The 19,893-nt window shown below is 54.9% G+C and carries 18 protein-coding genes; 7 read left to right on the top strand and 11 right to left on the bottom strand.

Translation table 11 applies throughout. The annotated features are described in order from the left end of the window. Positions 1–42 precede the first annotated feature (42 nt). From OK412_RS17495 to OK412_RS17485, 3 genes are all read left to right on the top strand, one after another. Entirely contained in the window at positions 43–1,305 is a 1,263-nt protein-coding gene (locus tag OK412_RS17495) for a glycosyltransferase family 9 protein (RefSeq protein WP_071998008.1), read from the top strand. A gap of 592 nt (positions 1,306–1,897) precedes the next feature. Continuing rightward, entirely contained in the window at positions 1,898–2,176 is a 279-nt protein-coding gene (locus OK412_RS17490) for a type II toxin-antitoxin system ParD family antitoxin (protein ID WP_033773230.1), read from the top strand. Continuing rightward, positions 2,176–2,490, top strand: coding sequence for a type II toxin-antitoxin system RelE/ParE family toxin (locus OK412_RS17485; RefSeq protein WP_033773231.1), 315 nt, complete (start codon positions 2,176–2,178; stop codon positions 2,488–2,490). The genes OK412_RS17490 and OK412_RS17485 overlap by 1 nt, the downstream gene beginning before the upstream one ends. 102 nt (positions 2,491–2,592) lie before the next feature. Here the strand turns inward: OK412_RS17485 and OK412_RS17480 are convergent, their stop codons facing one another. The 5 genes from OK412_RS17480 to fdnG are packed head-to-tail and all read right to left on the bottom strand — an operon-like array spanning position 2,593 to position 8,752. Continuing rightward, a complete protein-coding gene (locus tag OK412_RS17480; protein ID WP_010257484.1) occupies positions 2,593–3,204 on the bottom strand; it encodes a glutathione S-transferase in 612 nt (203 codons plus the stop codon). Between the two features lie 21 nt (positions 3,205–3,225). After that, positions 3,226–4,149: a formate dehydrogenase accessory protein FdhE gene (fdhE, locus tag OK412_RS17475; RefSeq protein WP_052270951.1), complete on the bottom strand. Its 924-nt coding sequence runs from the start codon at positions 4,147–4,149 to the stop codon at positions 3,226–3,228. Continuing rightward, positions 4,149–4,790: a formate dehydrogenase cytochrome b556 subunit gene (gene fdoI, locus OK412_RS17470; protein ID WP_010257478.1), complete on the bottom strand. Its 642-nt coding sequence runs from the start codon at positions 4,788–4,790 to the stop codon at positions 4,149–4,151. The genes fdhE and fdoI overlap by 1 nt, the downstream gene beginning before the upstream one ends. After that, complete coding sequence (gene fdxH, locus OK412_RS17465) at positions 4,790–5,689, bottom strand: formate dehydrogenase subunit beta (RefSeq protein WP_010257476.1); 900 nt, start codon at positions 5,687–5,689, stop codon at positions 4,790–4,792. The genes fdoI and fdxH overlap by 1 nt, the downstream gene beginning before the upstream one ends. Positions 5,690–5,701: 12 nt before the next feature. After that, positions 5,702–8,752, bottom strand: a complete 3,051-nt coding sequence (gene fdnG / locus OK412_RS17460) for a formate dehydrogenase-N subunit alpha (protein WP_245115755.1) — start codon at positions 8,750–8,752, stop codon at positions 5,702–5,704. A gap of 404 nt (positions 8,753–9,156) precedes the next feature. On the opposite strand from fdnG, the gene fdhD reads away from it, so the two are divergent. Beyond that, on the top strand, positions 9,157–9,981 hold the full coding sequence (gene fdhD, locus OK412_RS17455) for a formate dehydrogenase accessory sulfurtransferase FdhD (RefSeq protein WP_033785824.1): 825 nt from the start codon (positions 9,157–9,159) through the stop codon (positions 9,979–9,981). Here fdhD and OK412_RS17450 read toward each other — a convergent pair. After that, complete coding sequence (locus tag OK412_RS17450; RefSeq protein ID WP_022624828.1) at positions 9,978–10,754, bottom strand: DeoR/GlpR family DNA-binding transcription regulator; 777 nt, start codon at positions 10,752–10,754, stop codon at positions 9,978–9,980. The genes fdhD and OK412_RS17450 overlap by 4 nt on opposite strands. Before the next feature lie 207 nt (positions 10,755–10,961). On the opposite strand from OK412_RS17450, the gene OK412_RS17445 reads away from it, so the two are divergent. The 3 genes from OK412_RS17445 to OK412_RS17435 all read left to right on the top strand — a co-directional run bounded on the left by OK412_RS17445 (position 10,962) and on the right by OK412_RS17435 (position 14,383). Next, positions 10,962–12,302, top strand: coding sequence for an aspartate aminotransferase family protein (locus OK412_RS17445; protein ID WP_089415130.1), 1,341 nt, complete (start codon positions 10,962–10,964; stop codon positions 12,300–12,302). A 282-nt stretch (positions 12,303–12,584) separates the two neighbouring features. Further along, the gene (gene sodA / locus OK412_RS17440; protein WP_008926407.1) at positions 12,585–13,202 is read left to right on the top strand and encodes a superoxide dismutase [Mn]; all 618 of its coding nucleotides are present in this window, start codon (positions 12,585–12,587) and stop codon (positions 13,200–13,202) included. A gap of 212 nt (positions 13,203–13,414) precedes the next feature. Next, positions 13,415–14,383: a VirK/YbjX family protein gene (locus OK412_RS17435; protein ID WP_022624830.1), complete on the top strand. Its 969-nt coding sequence runs from the start codon at positions 13,415–13,417 to the stop codon at positions 14,381–14,383. A gap of 8 nt (positions 14,384–14,391) precedes the next feature. Here OK412_RS17435 and OK412_RS17430 read toward each other — a convergent pair whose 3' ends face one another. The 5 genes from OK412_RS17430 to OK412_RS17410 form a co-directional block, all read right to left on the bottom strand. Further along, positions 14,392–14,754, bottom strand: a complete 363-nt coding sequence (locus OK412_RS17430; protein ID WP_003848030.1) for a YibL family ribosome-associated protein — start codon at positions 14,752–14,754, stop codon at positions 14,392–14,394. A 103-nt stretch (positions 14,755–14,857) separates the two neighbouring features. After that, positions 14,858–15,403 (bottom strand): mannitol operon repressor MtlR, encoded by a 546-nt coding sequence (gene mtlR, locus OK412_RS17425; protein ID WP_171820345.1) that lies wholly within the window; start codon positions 15,401–15,403, stop codon positions 14,858–14,860. Between the two features lie 64 nt (positions 15,404–15,467). Then, complete coding sequence (gene mtlD, locus OK412_RS17420) at positions 15,468–16,616, bottom strand: mannitol-1-phosphate 5-dehydrogenase (protein ID WP_264353393.1); 1,149 nt, start codon at positions 16,614–16,616, stop codon at positions 15,468–15,470. A gap of 96 nt (positions 16,617–16,712) precedes the next feature. Further along, a complete protein-coding gene (locus OK412_RS17415) occupies positions 16,713–18,647 on the bottom strand; it encodes a PTS mannitol transporter subunit IICBA (RefSeq protein WP_010671638.1) in 1,935 nt (644 codons plus the stop codon). 432 nt (positions 18,648–19,079) lie between these two features. Then, positions 19,080–19,796, bottom strand: coding sequence for a DUF3053 domain-containing protein (locus OK412_RS17410; protein ID WP_264353392.1), 717 nt, complete (start codon positions 19,794–19,796; stop codon positions 19,080–19,082). Between the last annotated feature and the right edge of the window lie 97 nt (positions 19,797–19,893).

The raw sequence follows: 19,893 nt of genomic DNA, 5'->3' as shown, positions 1-19,893 counted from the left end.
TGTATCAAATAAAAGATCTTATCAGGAAGCAGGAAGTGTGAAATGAATAAGGATGTGAGGATCACCGTATCAAAGGGACCATTCAAAAAAATACGCGAATGGAATCGAAGAAAAAACTACTATCTTAAAGAGGTGAAACTCGAGGCAAGAATCTCTATTGCAAAGCTTCTGTGGGATAAACGGAAAAAAGTCTCCTTTGAACCTGACTCCGTGAAAACTGTACTGCTTGTTCGCAATGAAGGAAAAGTGGGTGATATCATCGTTTCGATGCCACTCATCAGGTCACTTCATCAGGCTGGCTATGCAGTAGATTTGCTGGTAACTGAAGCCTGTTACGACATAATAAAATACAGCCCTTTTATCAGGCATATTTATAAGGCAGGAAATTGCAGTTATAACCATTACCTGAAGTCTTTTTATCATACCGTTTCACAAGCAACGATGAAAATGCTAAATAGAAATAAGTATGATCTGATTATCGATCCTTGCTTATCCGAAACGCCGGTGCATCGAATGAAGTTATTTCGGGATATCAATGCCAGATTCGTTATTGGCCTAAATAAGCAATCTGACATCAGCCATTACACAGTTTCGGTTCCCTATAAAAATGAAAAGCAGCATGTTACAGAGTTACTTTCTTTGATAAGTAAAAGCATTGGCGTTAAAGCGACAGGCAATTTCACTTACAGTCTTCATTTTCCTGATGTTGTGCTTGATGAGGTGAGGCACTTTCTTAGTCCCTGGAAAAGTAAGAAAAAAATTGTTATTAATGCTTTTGCTGGCACGCCGGAAAGGAACTTCTCACAACAGCAATTGCTGGAAATTATTAATATGATTAATAATAACAGCAGAGAGGTGAAAATCATCACCCTGGATCATCGTAATGAAATAGCGGTGCCGCTTCCTGGAAATGTTGTGAAAAATCCCTTTTATACTTTGCATCATGTGATGGCATTAATTAAAGAATCGGATATGGTGATAACGCCAGATACATCAATTGTACATATCTCTGCTGCGTGGAAAAAACCTCTTATCGCCGTTTACAAAAATGCGCCTAATAATAATATGTGGGCGCCAGGCTATGAAAACGCAAGCCACATCATTGTTCATGATGATAAAACATCCGATGCTGAGAATATCCCTGAGCGTATTTTTAAAGAGATAATCCGAAGGAATTTATTGGGCAAGCGTGAGATGAAATTTCAGGAATCCGTATCGGTGAACGAGTTGAAAGAACCTGTTCGTACGCACGGTTATCATGCTCCCGACTGCTGTATCGCCTCCTCTGATCAGCTCTGCTGCTGACCAGCAGATAAATCGTCCTGCCGTGCCATACACCATTGTCCTTCTTAAGTGGGCTGGCTTAGAAAGCTCTCACGCCGCAGCGGCACCATATCTTGCAGAGCAGATACATACGCTGACTATCACGAAAGGGGCTGACGGCAAAGATGTGGTGAATACTGAAGCGAACCTGATTGTGCATGCGATGGGGTATGCAGCTGGGTAAAAATTTGCCTGAAAACAATAATCTTTAATCCCCAAAAAGCCAGGTAATAAACTGCGAGGCGTCTCTGAACAAACGGATTGTTTTTTCGGCGGGTTTTGTGTGATTTTTCTATTCCTGAACCCCTCTTCAGTTCCTTTAAACAGCCAGCTATTCAATCTTTAAGTCCAGGTTATGCACATTATAATCTGTATGGTTTTTACCCTGTCCGATAATGACAGTGCCTGAACCGCTGATAAGATGTGCTATCGCGCTGTTGAAAACCGGATACCCTCGACGACATCTGTAAGTCCCCAATTCTCAGGAGAGAGCGACTCAACAGAGTATGAAACTGACAGCTGCCAGAAAGGTGAGTATGATTAAATCCTATCAGGCAGAAGAAAGAGGTTACCCATGAGAACAACACAGCAGATGAGTATCACGCTGCCCAATGAAATGGCAGCACAGGTTAAGGCACGTGTTGCCAGCGGCGAATATGCATCGGAAAGCGAAGTGATCCGTGAAGGATTACGTGCGCTGATGGCACGGGATCATGCCGTGGAGCAATGGCTGCATGAAAAGGTAGTGCCCGCATGGGAAGCGCTTCAAAGTGGCGAAACACAAAGCCTGAGCGCTAACGACCTCAGGAACAGACTAAAAGCGGAACACAGGAAGGCAACCGGGGAGGAGTAATGGTTTACAGGGTGGTGTTCGCACCAGAGGCGCAGGAACAACTGGCAGAACTTTACCGTTATATCGCGCAAGCAGCGACACCCTATACCGCTTTAAACTTTACGGAAAACGTCATCGATTATTGTGAGTCTCTTGCACAGTTCCCACATAGAGGGAACTGTCGTGATGATCTTCTGCCAGGACTGAGAATCACCAATTACCGCAGACGGACAATAATTGCTTTCATGCTGTCTGAGAAAACAGTGAGTGTTTTAGGCATATGGCATGGCGGGCAGGATTATGAAAATGACCTGTCTGGAGACGAAATTGACTGAGTTGTCAGACCAGCAGGCCGATTATATTTTTCCTGTGCAGCGTAACAAAATGTCGCTTCCATGCCTGCCCGGGGCGCTTTGATAGTTATTTCGCCTGACCCATCACGCCGCAGGCGGCGTCGTCCGCGCAAAGCTCTCGCGCTGAAACAGCGTTTCCGCCAGCTTCACCAGCGCCGGTCGTTCAACACACCAGTTCGGCACTACGCGGCGGAAATTGAGGTAGCCGATCATGCAACCGGTGGCGATATCCGCCAGATTGAGCTGGCCGTTGTTAAGCCATTTCCCCTCTGCCGCCTTCGCTTCCAGCATGTCGAGGCTGCGCTGAATCTTTTCACGATTGCGCAGCAGCACCTCTTCCGACTGCAAATCCCCCGGACGCATCTGCTCGCGCACGATCACCAGCGCGGCATCGCTGACGCCATCCGCCAGCTTCTCCAGCTGACGGATGTTAAGCGATTCAAGCGGATCGGCAGGCAGCAGAGCAGGCTCCACGCCACGCAGTTCCAGAAACTCCGCAATGATGCTGGAATCGAACCAGATTTGCTTATCGTCAGCGACCAGCGCCGGAACTTTGCCCAGCGGATTGTAGTGCGGCACGTGGCTGTCATCGCTGTAAGGCGATGCGTTAACGAATTCAAAAGTAATGCCTTTTTCCAGCATGATAATCGAAATCTTACGCACAAACGGGCTGGTATAGCTGCCAATCAGTTTCATCGGGTTCTCCAGAGTCAGTGACTATTCGCCAGGAAACATAAAGGGATTGAGACTGCTGCGTGCGAAGCCTTCCTGCTCCATTTTGGCATCCAGTATCAGCGATGCCAGGTCATCTGCCACCGGTTCAATGGCCGGATCTTTCTCCTGATAGAGCATCTTCAGGTAAGTGCCGCAGTCGCCACAGCTCTCTGCTTTCACCGCCGCCCGTTCGCTGTCGATCGACCAGTAATGCAGATCACGGGACTGTTCGCACTGGGTACATTTGCTGCGCACCACATGCCATTCACTTTCGCACAGATTACAGTGCAGATAGCGCGCGCCTTCATGACTGCCCATATGCACCACGCTGGCGACCGGCATACTGGCGCAGACCGGACAGAACTGACGCTGATCACCCATCTCAGCGCGTGCTTTGCCTGGGATCAGGGCCGCCATCTGCGCCCAGTAGAGCGAAAGCGCCGCCCAGATAAAGGGTGCTTTGTCGCTGCTGACCAGCGCATACTCGCCGGTAAAGAGCGCGCTGGCCAGCGTTTCCAGCTCGGTGGCGGACGCCTTCTCCAGATTCTCCAGCACCGCCAGTGCCTGACCGCTCATCTCTGGTTTCAGCTCGGCAATCAGTGAATGCAGCAGTCGCTGCCAGTGGGGATCGCGCGGCAGGGTATGAATATTCAGCGGCGGCTTGCCCTCGCTGGCGCTCTGCGTCAGGCGGGCATGCAGGTCGATGTGCAGCGGATGGTCATACAGCACAATCTCCTGCGCTTCAGCGATCACCGCCGCAAAGCGCAGGTAGTCGCCGAGTGGGTTTTTCGCCGCCAGGTCACGCAGTCGCGCAGCACGACGGCTGTATAAATTTTTCAGCCGTGGAAAAAGTAACGGCGGAATCATCTCCGCCGTTGTCTTTTCGCCTTTCTCCAGCTGATCTTGCGGGATTATGCGAATACTCATCAGGGGCGTTTTTCCTGTTTTATTGGCGGATTACGCTGCTCGCGATACCAGCGAGGATGGTGCTGCCTGGCCCATTCGGCGCTGACCCAGCCTTCCACCATCGCGGTCAGTGTGCCTTTGACCCACAACGCAGCATAAATGTGCACCATAATGACGATGATTAGCGCCACCGCTGACACCGAATGTACCACCAACGCCAGACGAATCAGCGGAATGGCGAAGGCATCGGCAAAGTAAGGTCGCCAGATCACGATGCCACTGGCAAGCAGCAACACTAAGCTGATAATAGCAGCCCAGAACACACACTTCTGACCAAAGTTATATTTACCGGTATCACCCACCTCTTCATTCAGCGCAATCCGGTGAATGTTTCTGGCCCAGTAAAGGTCATCGCGATTAATCAGGTTGTGTTTCCAGTAACGCAAAAACATCAGCATAAAAGCAACGAACATCACCACGCCGACAAAAGGATGCAGAATACGCGCCAGCTGTGGTGTGCCAAATATCTGCATCAGCCAGTTGAACGACGGAAAGAAAAACCCTAATCCGCTTAACGCGGCCATGACAAAGCAAATCGCGACAATCCAGTGATTGATGCGTTCGGGTGCGCGGTAACGCACCAGATGATCGGGCTTTTTCATTATTTGCGCTCCTCAGGGTGATCGTCGTTGTCGTCGTGCTCTTCAGTGACGCGATTCGGGCCAACGCCAACATAGTGAAAAATAGAGGCGGCGAACGTAGCGGCAAAACCCACCGCCGCCAGCGGTTTCCAGATCCCCTTCCAGAAGGTCACCGTCGGGCTGATGCCCGGGTTAGCAGGCAGCCCGTGATAGAGCTGAGGCTTGTCGGCATGATGCAGCACATACATCACGTGGGTGCCGCCCACGCCTTCCGGGTTGTAGAGGCCAGCCTGCGCAAACCCGCGCGACTTCAGCTCCGCTACACGTTCCTCCGCCAGCGTCAGCATGTCACTTTTGCTGCCGAAATGAATGGCGCCGGTCGGACAGGTCTTCACACAGGCAGGCTCCTGGCCGACGCTGACGCGATCCACGCACAGGGTGCATTTGTAGGCGCGGTTATCCTCTTTGTTGAGCCGCGGCACGTTGAACGGGCAACCCGCAATGCAGTAGCCGCAGCCGATACACTGCTCAGACTGGAAATCGACGATGCCGTTGGCGTACTGAATAATGGCACCTGCCGACGGACAGGCTTTCAGGCAGCCGGGATCGGCGCAGTGCATGCAGCCATCTTTGCGAATCAGCCAGGCCAGCTTGCCGTTCTCTTCAACTTCCGAGAAGCGCATCACCGTCCAGGATTTGGCGGTCAAATCGGTAGGGTTGTCATAGACCCCGATGTTATGACCGACTTCATCGCGGATGTCGTTCCATTCGGAGCAGGCGACCTGACAGCCTTTGCAGCCAATACAGGTGGTGACGTCAATGAGCTTCGCGACTTCACGCTGGTGATCGCGCGCCTGTGGCGGTGGGGTGAAGCCGTTGGTCGCTGAGCGACGGATAATATCTTGTGATTGATAAGCCATTGTCATCTACCGTTACGCTTTTTCCACTTTTACTAAAAATCCCTTGTATTCCGGGGTCTGCGAGTTGGCATCGCCAACCGACGGCGTCAGCGTATTGGCGAGGAAGCCTTTGCGCGTGGTGCCTTCAAAGCCCCAGTGACAGGGAATACCCACGGTATCAACCGGCTTGCCGTCAATCATCAGACGCTGCAGACGACGTGTTACCACCGCTTTGGCTTTGATATAGCCTCGGCGCGACGAGACTTTGACGCTGTCTCCGGCCTTGATGCCTTTCTCCTCTGCCAGTTCGGTGCCGATTTCAACAAACTGCTCCGGCTGCGCAATCGCGTTCAGCAGGGCATGTTTGGTCCAGTGCCGGAACAGTTCGGTGATGGAATAGGTGGTGGCGACGCAGGGATAGTCAGCGGCCTCGCCCAGTTGCGCGGCGTCGCTGCTGAACAGTCGAACGACCGGACTATGACGCTGCTGCGGATTCATAGGATTGTTGGCGAGCGGGCTTTCCATCGGTTCGTAATGTTCCGGGAAGGGGCCGTCGGCCATCTTATCGAGCGCAAACAGATGGCCAAGACCATCGGGCTGCATGATAAACGGACCGGCCTGCTGCTGCGGCGACAGCGTTACCGGATAATCCGGCACGTCGATGCCGTGCCAGCGAGTGCCATCCCACTCAATCAGGCGGCGATTCGGATCCCAGGCTTTACCCTGCGCATCCGCGGAGGCGCGGTTGTAGAGAATGCGGCGGTTAGCCGGCCACGCCCAGGCCCAACCGGAGACCGCGCCCAGCCCCGATGGGTCGGCGTTGTCGCGTCGTGCCATCTGGTTGCCTTCCGGCGTCCAGCTGCCGCTGTAGATCCAGCAGGCGCTGGCGGTGGTGCCGTCGTTACGCAGCTCTGAGAAGCCGTTGAGCTGCTGGCCTTTTTTCAGCAACAGCTTGCCGCTGGCGTCGTAAATGTCGGCAAGCGCCTGACCGTTGTTCTCCTGCGCCACCTCTTCCGGCTCAGGATTAGACGGATCGCGGTAGTCCCAGCGCATTGCCATCAGCGGTTCAGGGTTTGCTCCGCCTTCCAGGCGATAGAGCGCGCGCAGACGCATGAACAGATTGCCGAGGATTTTACCGTCGTGCAGCGCTTCAGCGGGCGGCTCCGCGGCCGCCCAGTGCCACTGCAGCCAGCGCGACGAGTTCGCCACCGATCCCGACTCTTCAGCGAAGCAGGAAGAGGGCAGACGGAATACTTCGGTCTGGATTTTCGACGGATCGACATCGTTGAACTCGTCGTGATGCTGCCAGAAGCTGGCGGTTTCGGTGCGAAGCGGATCGATCACCACCATATATTTGAGGCGGGACAGTGCCCGGACCGCTTTATTTTTGTCCGGGAAGGCGGCCAGCAGGTTGAAGCCCTGAATCAGGCAACCATTGAGCGCGCCCTGTTCCATCATCTCCGCCTGCGCCATGCAGTCGTAGCTCTTATCCCACTTCGGCAGCCAGTCGTAGCCCCACTGGTTTTCTGCGGTGGCTTTATCGCCATAGAAACTCTTCATCAGGCTGACGAAAAATTTGTCGGTGTTCTGCCAGTAGTTGACCTGATCCGGCAGTGTCGCAACCGGCGTGGCCTGCTGCAGGTAGGTTGCCAGGGTGGTCATTTTCTCTGAGGGCAATGGCAGATAGCCCGGCAGACTCTGCGCCAGCAGGCCGAGATCGGTGTAGCCCTGCACGTTGGAGTGGCCGCGCAGCGCGTTAATACCGCCGCCTGGCATCCCGATATTACCCAGCAGCAGCTGAATCATCGCCGCCGTGCGGATAATCTGCGAACCGTTGGTGTGGTGAGTCCAGCCCAGCGCATAGAGAATAGTCGCGGTGCGATTCGGCACACAGGTGGAGGCCAGCTGCCTGCACACCGCAATAAAGGATTCCTGCGAGGTCCCGCACAGGCGCGTCACCATTTCCGGGGTGTAACGGCTGGCATGGGTTTTCAGCAGATTCAGCACGCAGCGTGGGTGAGTGAAGCTCTCATCGCGTTTCGCATGGCCGTTTTCATCCAGCTCATAGTGCCAGCTCTGACGATCGTACTGACGGGTTTCAGCATTGTAACCGCTGAACAACCCGTCGCTGAAGCTGAAGCCTTCGCTGACAATCAGTGCGGCATTGGTGAAGGCGCGAACATACTCCTGCTGAATCTGATTGTGTTGCAGCAGATAGTTGATCACCCCCATCAGGAAAACCACATCGCTGCCGGCACGCAGTGGCGCGTAGAGATCGGCGACCGCCGCAGAGCGGTTAAAGCGTGGATCGACCACGATGACCTGCGCATTGTTATGAGTTTTGGCTTCAATCACCCATTTAAAGCCAACCGGATGCGCCTCGGCGGGGTTGCCGCCCATGATCATCACCACATTGGCGTTTTTGATGTCGTTCCAGTTATTGGTCATTGCACCACGACCAAAGCTGGGGGCCAGCGCGGCCACGGTCGGGCCGTGACACAGGCGCGCCTGATTTTCCAGCGCCAGAATACCCAGCGAGCGGGCAAATTTCTGATCGAGCAGGCCGGTTTCATTACTGGCGGCGGAAGAGCAGAGCATGGCGGTAGTCGGCCAGCGGTTTACCGTGACGCCAGCGGCATTGGTGGCCTGGAAATTGGCATCGCGATCCTGCTTCATCAGGCGGGCTATGCGGTCAAATGCCTCATCCCAGCTGATGCGCTGCCATTTATCCGAGCCTGGCGCGCGGTATTCCGGGTATTTCAGGCGCTGTTCACTGTGAATAAAGTCGAGCACGCCCGCGCCTTTGGGACAGAGCGATCCACGACTGACAGGATGGTCAGGATCGCCTTCAATATGGTAAATCGAGGCGCGGGCATTTTTAGCGCCATCACCCAGGCTGTAAATCAGCATGCCGCAGCCGACTGAGCAGTAGGTGCAGTTATTACGCGTCTCTCTGGCGCGAATGAGTTTGAACTCTCTGACGCTGGCTAAGGCTGTGGTGGGGGCAAAACCGAGTAACGCCGCGCTGGTGCCCGCCAACCCGCCAGCACAGATTTTGAAAAAACTCCGTCTGTTAATTTGCATTTTATCGTTCTTCTTTATTGGCTCCATTGCGAAGCCTTGCAAAATAGCAGCCCTATCTGCCTGTAAGTTGACCAGGGTCAACAGGTTAGTCATTAGTAATTCTTTTTCTAAATTTTGTTAAAAATCCTCGGCAACCAATCCCCGGCGCAAGCAGATTTCCCGTAGCGGCAGATAATTACTGTTGTTTTATGCTTACCGATGTTAAAGCCTGAAAGATACCCATTCTCATTCTGCCCGCCAGCAGGCGTGGCTGCGCCTTTCCCGGTGAGAAAACCGCATGAATTGCCCCGCTGTTTATTTGCGCCGCACCGGGCCAGAAGGCAAAATTAGTCTGCGTCTGATCACCGCTGTGCAGCCGCACTGACTGTCGCATTTCATTATTTATTAACAACAGGTCGTACTTTTTGAAAGCTATCCAGCCTGACTCAGGCGAAGATTTAACAATTGAGGCCGGCGTCAGCAGAACGCAGGTATGGCAGCGTGCCGATTTGACCGCAGCAGAGTCTGACTGGCTGGCGGACGAGGTGCCGGTGGCGCTGGTTTACAACGGCATCTCTCACGTGGTGATGATGACCACGCCCAAAGATCTGGAGGCGTTTGCGCTGGGTTTTTCGCTGTCAGAGGGCATTATCGACGCGCCAGGCGACATTTTCGGCATGGACATCGTGCCGGGCTGTCACGGCATTGAGGTTCAGATTGAGCTTTCCAGCCGCCGTTTTATGGCGCTGAAAGAGCAGCGTCGTGCGCTGGCAGGCCGTACCGGCTGCGGCGTGTGTGGCGTTGAACAGCTGGACCAGATTGGCAAGCCGCTCTCTCCGCTGCCGTTTACCCAGACCTTTGCGCTGGATCAGCTGGATCGGGCGCTGGGCCAGCTGAAAGCGTATCAGCCGGTCGGACAGAAAACCGGCTGCACCCATGCTGCCGCGTGGATCCAGCCTGATGGTCAGCTGGCCGGTGGCTGTGAAGATGTGGGTCGCCATGTGGCACTGGATAAGCTGCTGGGCTATCGCAGCCAGGCTGAGTGGGGGCCAGGCGCGGTGCTGGTCTCCAGCCGCGCCAGCTATGAAATGGTGCAGAAGTCCGCCATGTGCGGGGTTGAGATCCTGTTCGCAGTCTCGGCAGCGACCCGCCTGGCGGTTGAGGTGGCTGAGCGCTGCAATCTGACGCTGGTCGGGTTCAGTAAACCTGGACGCGCTACGGTTTACAGCCATCCTCAGCGGCTGCGTTAAACCACCATCACCTCTGGCAGCGTCTGCTGCAACGCCTCAAGGGCGGCACTGTTGTCGCCGCCACTATCCGTAATCAGCAGGTTGATCGCCGGTGACGGCGCGTAAACCGTGCGGCTGACTACCCCCAGTTTGGTGTGATCGGCCAGCAGATAGCAGGAAGTGGATTGCTGCACCATCGCCCTGGCGATGGCCGCTTCGTGCGGATGAAAACTGCTGGCACCGCAACCCGCCTCAATGCCGACCGGTGACAGCAGCGCCACATCGGCGCGATAGCGGATAATCTCACCTACAGTGATTTCGCCACGCGTCTGTTGCGCACCCGCCGACATTATCCCGCCCAGCAAAATAATCTGATTATTCAGCGGCTGATCTTCTTCTCCGGCGCTCAGCGCCAGCGCGGCCTGCAGGCTGTTGGTCACAATCGTCAGGCCGGAAAGGGCGTGCAACTCCTCTGCCAGCAGCGTGGTGGTGCTGCCCGCATCCAGAAACAGCGTCTGTCCGGGCTGCAGCAACTGCGCAGCGGCGCGGGCGATGGCGCGCTTCTCCCGGGTCTGGGTACTGCGGCGTTCCGTCAGCGGCGGTTCAGCCCGCGTTTCAATCGCCACCAGCCCGCCGTGAACGCGGCGCGCCAGACCCAGCGCTTCCAGCTCAATGATATCGCGGCGCGCGGTTTCGCGTGAGACCCCCAGCTCCCTGATAATGCGCTCGGTACTCACCTGGTTAAGCCGGGTCAGTAAGGCACGGATGCGATGAAGGCGCGTTTCCTGCAGCATAGAGGTTTCCTTTTAAAGCGCGAAGATCACGGATGATACGCCAGTGAAGCGAAAGATTCCGTCTGAATCAGGGAGCAAGCTTAGCGTGGCGATCTGCCTGCGTCATGTGTATTTTATTGCATTTGTGTATTTTGTTGCATTTTAGATTCAGGCAGGCATGATAAAGGCGTCAGCTCTTCCTCCTTCATCCTTGTAACGGGAGTCATTATGGCCACGCGTTCCACCATTATGGATACCAACAGTTTCCGTGCCGAACATGCCGATGCGCTCGACAGCGATACGCGCAAACTGACCGATAAACGCAGCAAAGTGCTTGGCGAATCTTATCGCCTGTTCTATCGCAAACCGGTGCATCTGGTGCGGGGTGAAGGGCAATATCTGTGGGATGCGGCGGGCGATAAATATCTCGACGTCTACAACAACGTGGCGAGCATCGGGCACTGCCATCCGGCCGTGACTGAGGCGGTGACGCAGCAGATGAAAATGCTGAATACCCACACCCGTTACCTGCATGAAAATATTCTGGACTACAGCGAAGCGCTGCTGGCGACCACGCCTGAGGCGATCGATCGCGCGATGTATATGTGCACCGGATCGGAAGCTAACGACCTGGCGATTCGCGTGGCGCGCGCCTTTAGCGGCGGCAGCGGGATTATTGTCAGTAAAGAGGCCTATCACGGCACCAGTGAGCTGACATCCGGCGCTTCTCCGGCGCTGGGCAGTGGACAGCCGCTGGCGCCCACCACGCGGCTGGTGATGCCACCGGATGCGTATCGTGTGGACGCGCCTGACCTGGGCGACTGGTTCGCTGGCCAGATTCAGCAGCAGATTGATGATATGGCGGCGCACGGCATTAAATTTGCTGGCTTCCTGGCGGACTCAATCTTCTCCTCGGACGGCGTGTTGCCCGATCCGCGCGGCTTCCTGAAAAAAGCGGTCGAGGTGGTGCATGCCAACGGCGGCATCTTTATTGCCGATGAAGTGCAGCCTGGTTTTGGCCGTACCGGCGACGCGTTCTGGGGCTTTGGCCGCCACGATGTGGTGCCTGACATCATTACCACCGGCAAGCCAATGGGCAACGGCATTCCGGTTTCCGGCCTGCTGGCAAAAAGTGAAGTGCTGGCCGCCTTCAGCGACTCAATTCCCTACTTCAATACCTTTGGTGGTAATCCGGTCGCGATGGCGGCGGCGCAGGCGGTACTGAAAGTGATCACCGAAGAGGGGTTACAGGAACACAGCCGCGTGGTCGGCGCGAAGCTGCTGGCGGAGCTACGAACCCTGATGGATCGCTATGAGTGCGTGGGGGATGTGCGCGGTGCCGGACTGTTTATCGGTTTTGAGCTGGTCACCGATCGTCACAGCAAAACGCCGGACAAAACGCTGGCGCTGGATTTAATCGAGAAGCTGCGTGAACATCGCGTGCTGACCTCGGTCGCCGGCCCGTATGGGAATGTGCTGAAACTGCGTCCGCCACTGGCGTTCCAGGAAGGGGATATCGACTGGCTGGTCGGCGCGCTCGACAGCGGGCTGCGCGAACTGGGCAGGTAACGCGCAGGGCAGGGCAGATGCGGCGTTCGGGCGGGATGAGTGCCTGCTGGTGGTGCTGGCAGAGTGCTTCGCTCTCCCTGTCTGATAAAGCTGAAAAGGCGGAGTCAGCAGCAGCATGCTGTAAAAACAACGGGTTGCTTTTGCCAGATTTCTCAAATCCTTATGGTTAATAGGGCATTGATTACCCTTTTACGCTACATGAATTTAACTATAATGATTCGACTGCTTACGCGGCACGTCCCGAATTCGTCGTGCTGCTCAAACTAAATGGAGAGGAAGAACATGAGTTATTCACTGCCATCCCTGCCTTACGCATACGACGCACTGGAACCGCATTTCGACAAGCAGACGATGGAAATCCATCACACCAAACATCACCAGACCTACGTGAACAACGCTAACGCGGCGCTGGAAGGCACTGAATTTGCCAATCTGCCGGTAGAAGAGCTGATCACCAAACTGGATCAGCTGCCAGCAGACAAAAAAGGCCCACTGCGTAATAACGCAGGCGGCCACGCTAACCACAGCCTGTTCTGGAAAGGCCTGAAAACCGGCACCACGCTGCAGGGCGACCTGAAAGCGGCTATCGAGAAAGATTTCGGTAGCGTGGAAAAATTCCAGGAAGAGTTCGAGAAAGCGGCTGCGACCCGTTTCGGCTCAGGCTGGGCGTGGCTGGTTAAAAAAGGCGACAAACTGGCTGTGGTATCTACCGCAAACCAGGACAACCCGCTGATGGGTGAAGCGGTTGCTGGCGTTTCTGGCTTCCCAATCATCGGTCTGGACGTGTGGGAACACGCCTACTACCTGAAGTATCAGAACAAACGTCCTGATTACATCAAAGCATTCTGGAACGTGGTCAACTGGGACGAAGCAGCAGCCCGCTTCGCAGCTGCCCAGTAAGTTAACCCAGTGTTAACGTGATAACGATAAACCGGTGGAATTTATTTCGCCGGTTTTTTTTATCTTTAAATTCTGTCGTCCCAGATTAAACCAAAAATAAACGGATCTCGCTTTTTAACCGCCGCGCTTTTAACCTTCTGCCACATTAACACGCCGTTGATACTCGTTGTCTTATGCTCAGTGACATTCCTGCTCACTGTGTGTCGATGACTATGTCAATTATAACTACTCATGAAACTACGACCGATTCTTCTGCATCGCTTTTTTTTCAGTTAATTAGCGGAAAATACGTTCCGAATAAACTCTGGATAAGTAAACGTTTCCGGCTGAAATTTGTGTTAAGAACCTTAATATCACCGCTGACTACGCTGCGTTATCTGGATGAGCTGTCGCATTTACCGCAACTCCCTCTGTTGATGAGTACTCAGGGATTGCTGCCAGCCAAGCTGCACCGGCCCTATCTGCGCTCAGGGTTGAGCATTGCTGCGCGCGCGCAGGCGATACTTGATCATTACAGTCTGATGAATAATCTGGAAAACCCTGCGCTGCGTCAGCTGCTGCAAAGCGCTACGGATAATCCGCTGGCTACGCTGACCGGTAAAAATGGCGAATCCTTTTTACTTTCCTGCAGTTCCGGTTATTTCGATCGGGAAGGGGAAGTGACGCTGGTATTACGTTATAACGACGAAATTATTGCTTCACTTTCATTTTCAATTCTCAATGAAAATAACCAGCGCACATTATTAATTGGCGGGTTACAGGGCCCGCGAAAACATATCAATAATGAGGTGATCCGCGAGGCGACCAAAGCGGCGCAGGGTCTCTTTCCGAAACGCCTGTTAATGGAAGCGGTATTTATTGTGGCGAAGCAGTGCGGTGTGGAGAATATTCTGGCGGTAGGCGATGAGACTCATGTCTTCCGCAGCCTGCGTTATCGCCACAGCAAAGGGGATAAGTTCTTTGCCAGCTACAGTGAGTTCTGGTTGTCGCTGAGTGGCGAGGCGCGCAGGGATGGGATGTTTATCCTGCCGCTGAGCCTGCCGCGCAAAACGCTGGAGGAGATTGCCAGTAAGAAGCGGGCTGAATATCGTCGCCGCTATGAACTGCTGGATGCGCTGGCGGAGCAGGTCTATGCTGCCGCCGGCGAACGCAAAGCCGATGTCGATCAGGCTGCTGCCTGATCGACCCGTCAGAATGCGGTTTTGGCGAAGCCGGTCATTGCTGTCAGCCCCATCTCACGTCCCAGCGCGGTCATTGGATGCACCACGACCAGGCCGCGCACGCTTTTCTTCAGCGCGCCCAGATTTGCCTGCTCTTTCTTGGTAATTTCGCGGCTGAAGCCCATTTTTTGCAGCTTCTGCGCCTCGGCACTGAGTTTTTCAACCCGCTGACCGCGCAGACGCTCAATCTCAATGACCAGCGCTTCTTTCTCTTTCAGCAACGCGCCCAGTTTCTCGACATCACCCGATTCCAGTAACTGCGGCTCTTTGCGGTTCAATGCGTCCAGCTTATCGCTGAGAAGTTTGATTTCGTTCTTTTCTTGCTCTTTCATGACAACAACTCGTTGAGGAAAACAGGCCAAGGATACACCAAATCTGGCGCATATTCCCGCTCAGGTTAAGACGAAAAAGGCGCCGTGATGGCGCCTGACAGGATTAGCTGCCGGACTTTTTAAACGCCTGCTTCATACTGATGCGGGCGATCAGCTCGGTTAGCGACAGGACCATGGTGGATCGCACCATCTGCAGATAGCGCTGCTGCTGCATGCTGCGCAGCTCTGCATCTTCGGTGTGAAACACCGGCGCGGGCGGCCAGGCGGTGACGCAGTGCAGTTCACCAAACGGGCCAAGGATCTCATCGTCGGTAAAACGATAATCACCGCTGTCGTGATTCAGCTCTTCGCGCAGCGCCAGCAGCAGTTCACCATCTTCATATTCGTGGCGGCTGATAACGCCAAGACCGTAAATCAGCTTCAGACGAACCGAGAGTTCACCCAAAGGACCATCGCCCAGCAGCAGCGGTTCTACGGCATATTTCACCGCGTAGTCATCTTTACGGAACACCTGCAGCACCAGCAGATTGACGGCTTCAGCCAATAGCTCAACGGCGGCGATCAGAAAGCTTCTCACCGAACGACCGGCGTTCAGGCGCTCAAGCACCCGGTTTTCAAAAGCCTGCTTCTCTTCCATTATTGCCTGCATGGGTTCAATACCGCCGTTGGGCGCAGGCGAACTGCGCCCGGCTTGCGTCACTAACACGCGCGCATTATGCCATAGCGTGCCAGGCGCTCACCACCGAAGCCACCACTTCGCTGTCAGCATCCAGCCCTGAAACCTCAGCCAGCGTCGCCTGTGGGCCTTTTTCTGCCAGCAGCGTGGCCAGCTCCTGCGCCTGTGGGTCCTGGTCGCTGCGATAGTGCATCGCGGCGGCAATGCCCTGTACCAGGCTGGCGTGCGGTAAACCATACTCCAGCGTGCCCAGCGTCGGCTTGATCAGGCGATCGCCCGCGCTGAGTTTACGCAGCGGCTGACGACCCACACGCTCAACATCATCTTTCAGATAAGGGTTCTCAAAACGGCCCAGTATTTTCTGGATGTAGGCCGCATGTTTATCCGCCTCAAAACCGTAGCGCTTAATCAGCACCGCGCCGCTCTCTTCCATCGCCCCTTTTACCACGGCCCGGATTTTTTCATCGAGGATGGCGTCACGAATGGTCTGGTGACCGGCCAGCTGGCCAAGATAGGCGGTAATCGCGTGACCGGTGTTCAGGGTAAAGAGTTTACGCTCAACAAATGCCATCAGGTTATCGGTCAGTTCCATACCCGGAATCGCAGGCAGGTCGCCTTTAAACTGAGTTTTATCGACGATCCATTCGCTGAAGGTTTCAACGGTCACTTCCAGCGGATCGGTGCTGCCCGCTTCAGACGGTGGCACGATGCGATCGACAGCGGAATCCACAAAGCCGACATGCTGCTCCAGCCAGGCGTGATACTGCTCCGGCAGCGCCTTCAGCACATGCTGTTTCAGCTGGCTGGTGCCGCGCACCATATTCTCACAGGCGATAATATTTAGCGGGCGGGTATTGCCGTTGTCGCTGCGTTTTGCCAGCCCTTTAGCCACACTGCCGGCAATACGCTCCAGAATCTGCGGGCCCACGGCGGTGCTAACGAGATCGACTTCAGAAACCAGGGTGATGATCTCATCGCTGGTGCTGTTTACCGCACTGACGCCTTTAACGGTTTCTGTTTTGGCCTGCTCGCCAACTACATGAACGGGATACTCATGACGCGCGTTCAGTGCATCCAGCACCGTCTGATTCACATCAGCAAAAACCAGTTCGATACCTGCATCAGCCAGTAACTTGCCGATAAAGCCGCGACCAATGTTTCCTGCTCCGAAATGTAACGCTTTCATAATTTTTGACCCATATCAAATGACGATGGGGCGGGCAAACCCGCCCCAGGAAATCGGGACGGGCATGACCGCCCCAGGGAAAATAATTGCTATAAATTACGCGATTGCAGGCTTACCTGACAGCAGATCCAGCACTTCCTGCACGCTGGTGGTGTTCGCCAGCTTCTCAATCACGCTGTCATCATCCAGCGCATTGGTCAGGCTGGTGATCACCTGGATGTGCTCGTTGTTACGGGCAGCAATACCAATCACCAGGCGCGCCACATCCTCCGGCTCTTCACCGAACAGGACGCCTGCCGGATACTGACAGAACACCACGCCGGTTTTCAGCACGCGATCTTTTGCTTCGACCGTACCGTGCGGCACGGCAATCGACTCACCGAGATAGGTCGGCGTCAGTTTTTCACGCGCCAGCATCGCCTCAACGTATTCAGGCTCAACGTAACCGCCTTTCACCAGCTGTTCACCCGCAAAGCGAATCGCCTGCTCTTTGTTACTGGCGGTCAGGCCGAGGAAAACGTTATCCGCTCCCAGTTTAAACAGGTGTGCGTTGCCTTCATCGTAGCTGTCAGAGAGCGCGGTATTCACCGTTTGACGATGCACGTCGCTGCGGTTAGCCGCCACCAGACGTTCGGTCAGGGTGCTGTAGAGCGCGCTGTCGAGGAAGTTGTTCAGCGAGATATGCTGCGCATGCGGAGCCTGGCGGATGGCGCGTTCAGTCAGGTCACGGTGGGTAATCACCAGATCGACATCACCCGGCAGGGCGTTGATCGCGGTATTGGTCACCGACACATTGCTCAGCCCGGCGTCCTGCACTTTCTTACGCAGTACGCCTGCACCCATCGCGCTGGAACCCATACCGGCATCACAGGCGACGATGATTTTACGCACGTGATGCAGTTCAACGCTCATGGCATCGCTGGCGACTGGGGCACCCGCGCCGCTCTGGCCTTTAGACTGCGCTTTCATCTCATGCATGCGCTGGGTCGCGGCTTCGATATCGTCATCTTCTTTGACTTTGCTGGTTTTCAGCAGGATAGCGGACACCACGAAGGAGACGGCGAAGGCGGCAGCGATAGCAGCGATGTTCGCGAAGTAGGCCCCTTTTGGCGTCATTGCCAGTACCGCCAGGATTGAACCCGGTGAGGCAGGAGAGACCAGGCCACCATTCAGCACAGTCAGCGTGAAGACGCCGGTCATACCGCCAAGGATAACTGCCAGCAGCAGACGAGGAGCCATCAGCACATACGGGAAGTAGATCTCATGGATGCCGCCAAGGAAGTGGATGATTGCCGCACCGCCCGCAGACTGTTTAGCACTGCCACGACCAAAGAACATATAGGCCATCAGCACGCCCATACCCGGACCCGGGTTGGCTTCGATCAGGAAGAAAATGGATTTGCCGGCTTCACTAGCCTGCTGGATACCGAGCGGCGAGAAGATACCGTGGTTAATGGCGTTGTTCAGGAACAGGATTTTCGCGGGTTCGACGAAGATCGAGGTCAGTGGCAGCAGGTTGTTCTGCACCATCAGATTCACGCCCGCGGCGAGAATGTGTGACAGACCTTCTACCAGCGGACCGATCGCCAGGAACGCCAGCAGTGCCAGTATCATCCCGATAATACCGGCCGAGAAGTTGTTGACCAGCATCTCGAAGCCGCTTTTGATTTTGCCGTCAATCGCCCGGTCAAACGACTTGATTGCCCAGCCGCCCAGCGGACCGGCAATCATCGCACCGAGGAACATCGGCATATCAGCACCGACAATCACACCCATGGTGGTAATGGCACCGACCACGCCGCCGCGATCGCCGCCCACCAGACGCCCACCGGTGAAACCGATCAGCAGTGGTAGCAGGTAGGTGATCATCGGGCCAACCAGTTTGGCCAGCGTTTCGTTAGGGATCCAGCCAGTTGGAATAAACAGTGCGGTGATGATACCCCAGGCGATAAACGCCCCGATGTTTGGCATCACCATATTACTCAGAAAGCGACCAAAGCTTTGTACTTTGACCTTCACTGATGAGGACATAAACCCACCCCTTATTGAGACGCGCTGCAATAGGAGAGCGCGCTTGTTTTTGTTTAGCCACCCCGACCCAAAGCCGGTGGTATTACTGTATGCACGCGGACTCTATCACGCGAATTTGACGCTGCGTAGCGTGCGGGGTAAGTGTGATCTACATCACTGATTAAGGGTGGTGGCAGGGGTGGTTAGCGTGATTTTGATCACACTTTAAGGCGTAGCTCAGGCTCAGTTGGCTGATTTTTAGACGGGGTGGCCGGTTATCTGTGAGGTGAATCACACTTGTTTGACGTTGATTTGTTATATATCTGTGACTTAGATCACAAACTATTTTTGGTCGAAAATGCGCCAGATCACACTTCATTCAGCGGGTGATTGGGTGGGAGGAGAAAAGAGAGTGGGACGGGCAGACGATTAGCGCCTGCCCGTAAAGCGGGTTTACTGCAGACCACCCTGGACGGCAGCCTGTGCCTGAGGAAGCGCCTGCGAATTGGCGGATAAAGTGCTCATCAGCGCGTTATATTGCGAAGCCTGATCCTGAGTCGGGAACTGCACGCCGCCATCATTGAAGCTGACACGGGTTCCCTGCGTTTGCAGGAAATCGCCGGTCTGCACTGCACCCTGGCTCAGCGCCTGGAGTTTTGGCAGCAGAGGAATCAGCTGATTGGCGGGCACCGCCACCACTTTGTTATAGGCGGTGTCGTAGACTTTTTTCAGGTCATCCGGCTGCTTCAGGGTCGCTTTGCTGCTGTCCGCCTGCATTTTGGCGCTTTCAATCTGCTGGGTGACGATCACCAGTGCGCTGGTCGCCTGACGCAGGGAATCACGACGGCTGAGATAATCCTGCGGAACGCGAATAGCAGAAAGCTCATCCACCACCGGACGCATACCCTGTTCAACCGCTTTGTTCGCCTGCTGCGAGAAGCCATACATAATGGCGTAATCGCTGGCGAAGTTGCCAAAGCTCTGCTTCTGGTTTTCGCTGAGGCTGGGCAGATGCTCGCCGCTGCGCATCACAGTGTTCTGGAGAAAATCGATAAATGCTTTGCGCTGCTCGCCTTCTTTATCACCGCATGCGGTGAGTTGCAGCACGATCAGCGCGCCAGCGAGCATAATGCCGCCACGTGCCATAAGGCGTGTAAGTCCTGAAGCCATAGGGTCAACTCCTGTCGGTGATACTGTCAGATGTCCAGGTAGGAATGGCCTAAAGAATAGAACAAACCCGAGCCACGGCACAACGTGAAACCACCTG

The organism is Pantoea sp. JV6, from assembly GCF_025910055.1.
Classification (GTDB): Bacteria; Pseudomonadota; Gammaproteobacteria; order Enterobacterales; family Enterobacteriaceae; genus Pantoea; species Pantoea agglomerans.
Note: the sequence above shows the minus strand (reverse complement) of the source record. Positions and strands in the feature narration are given on the sequence as shown.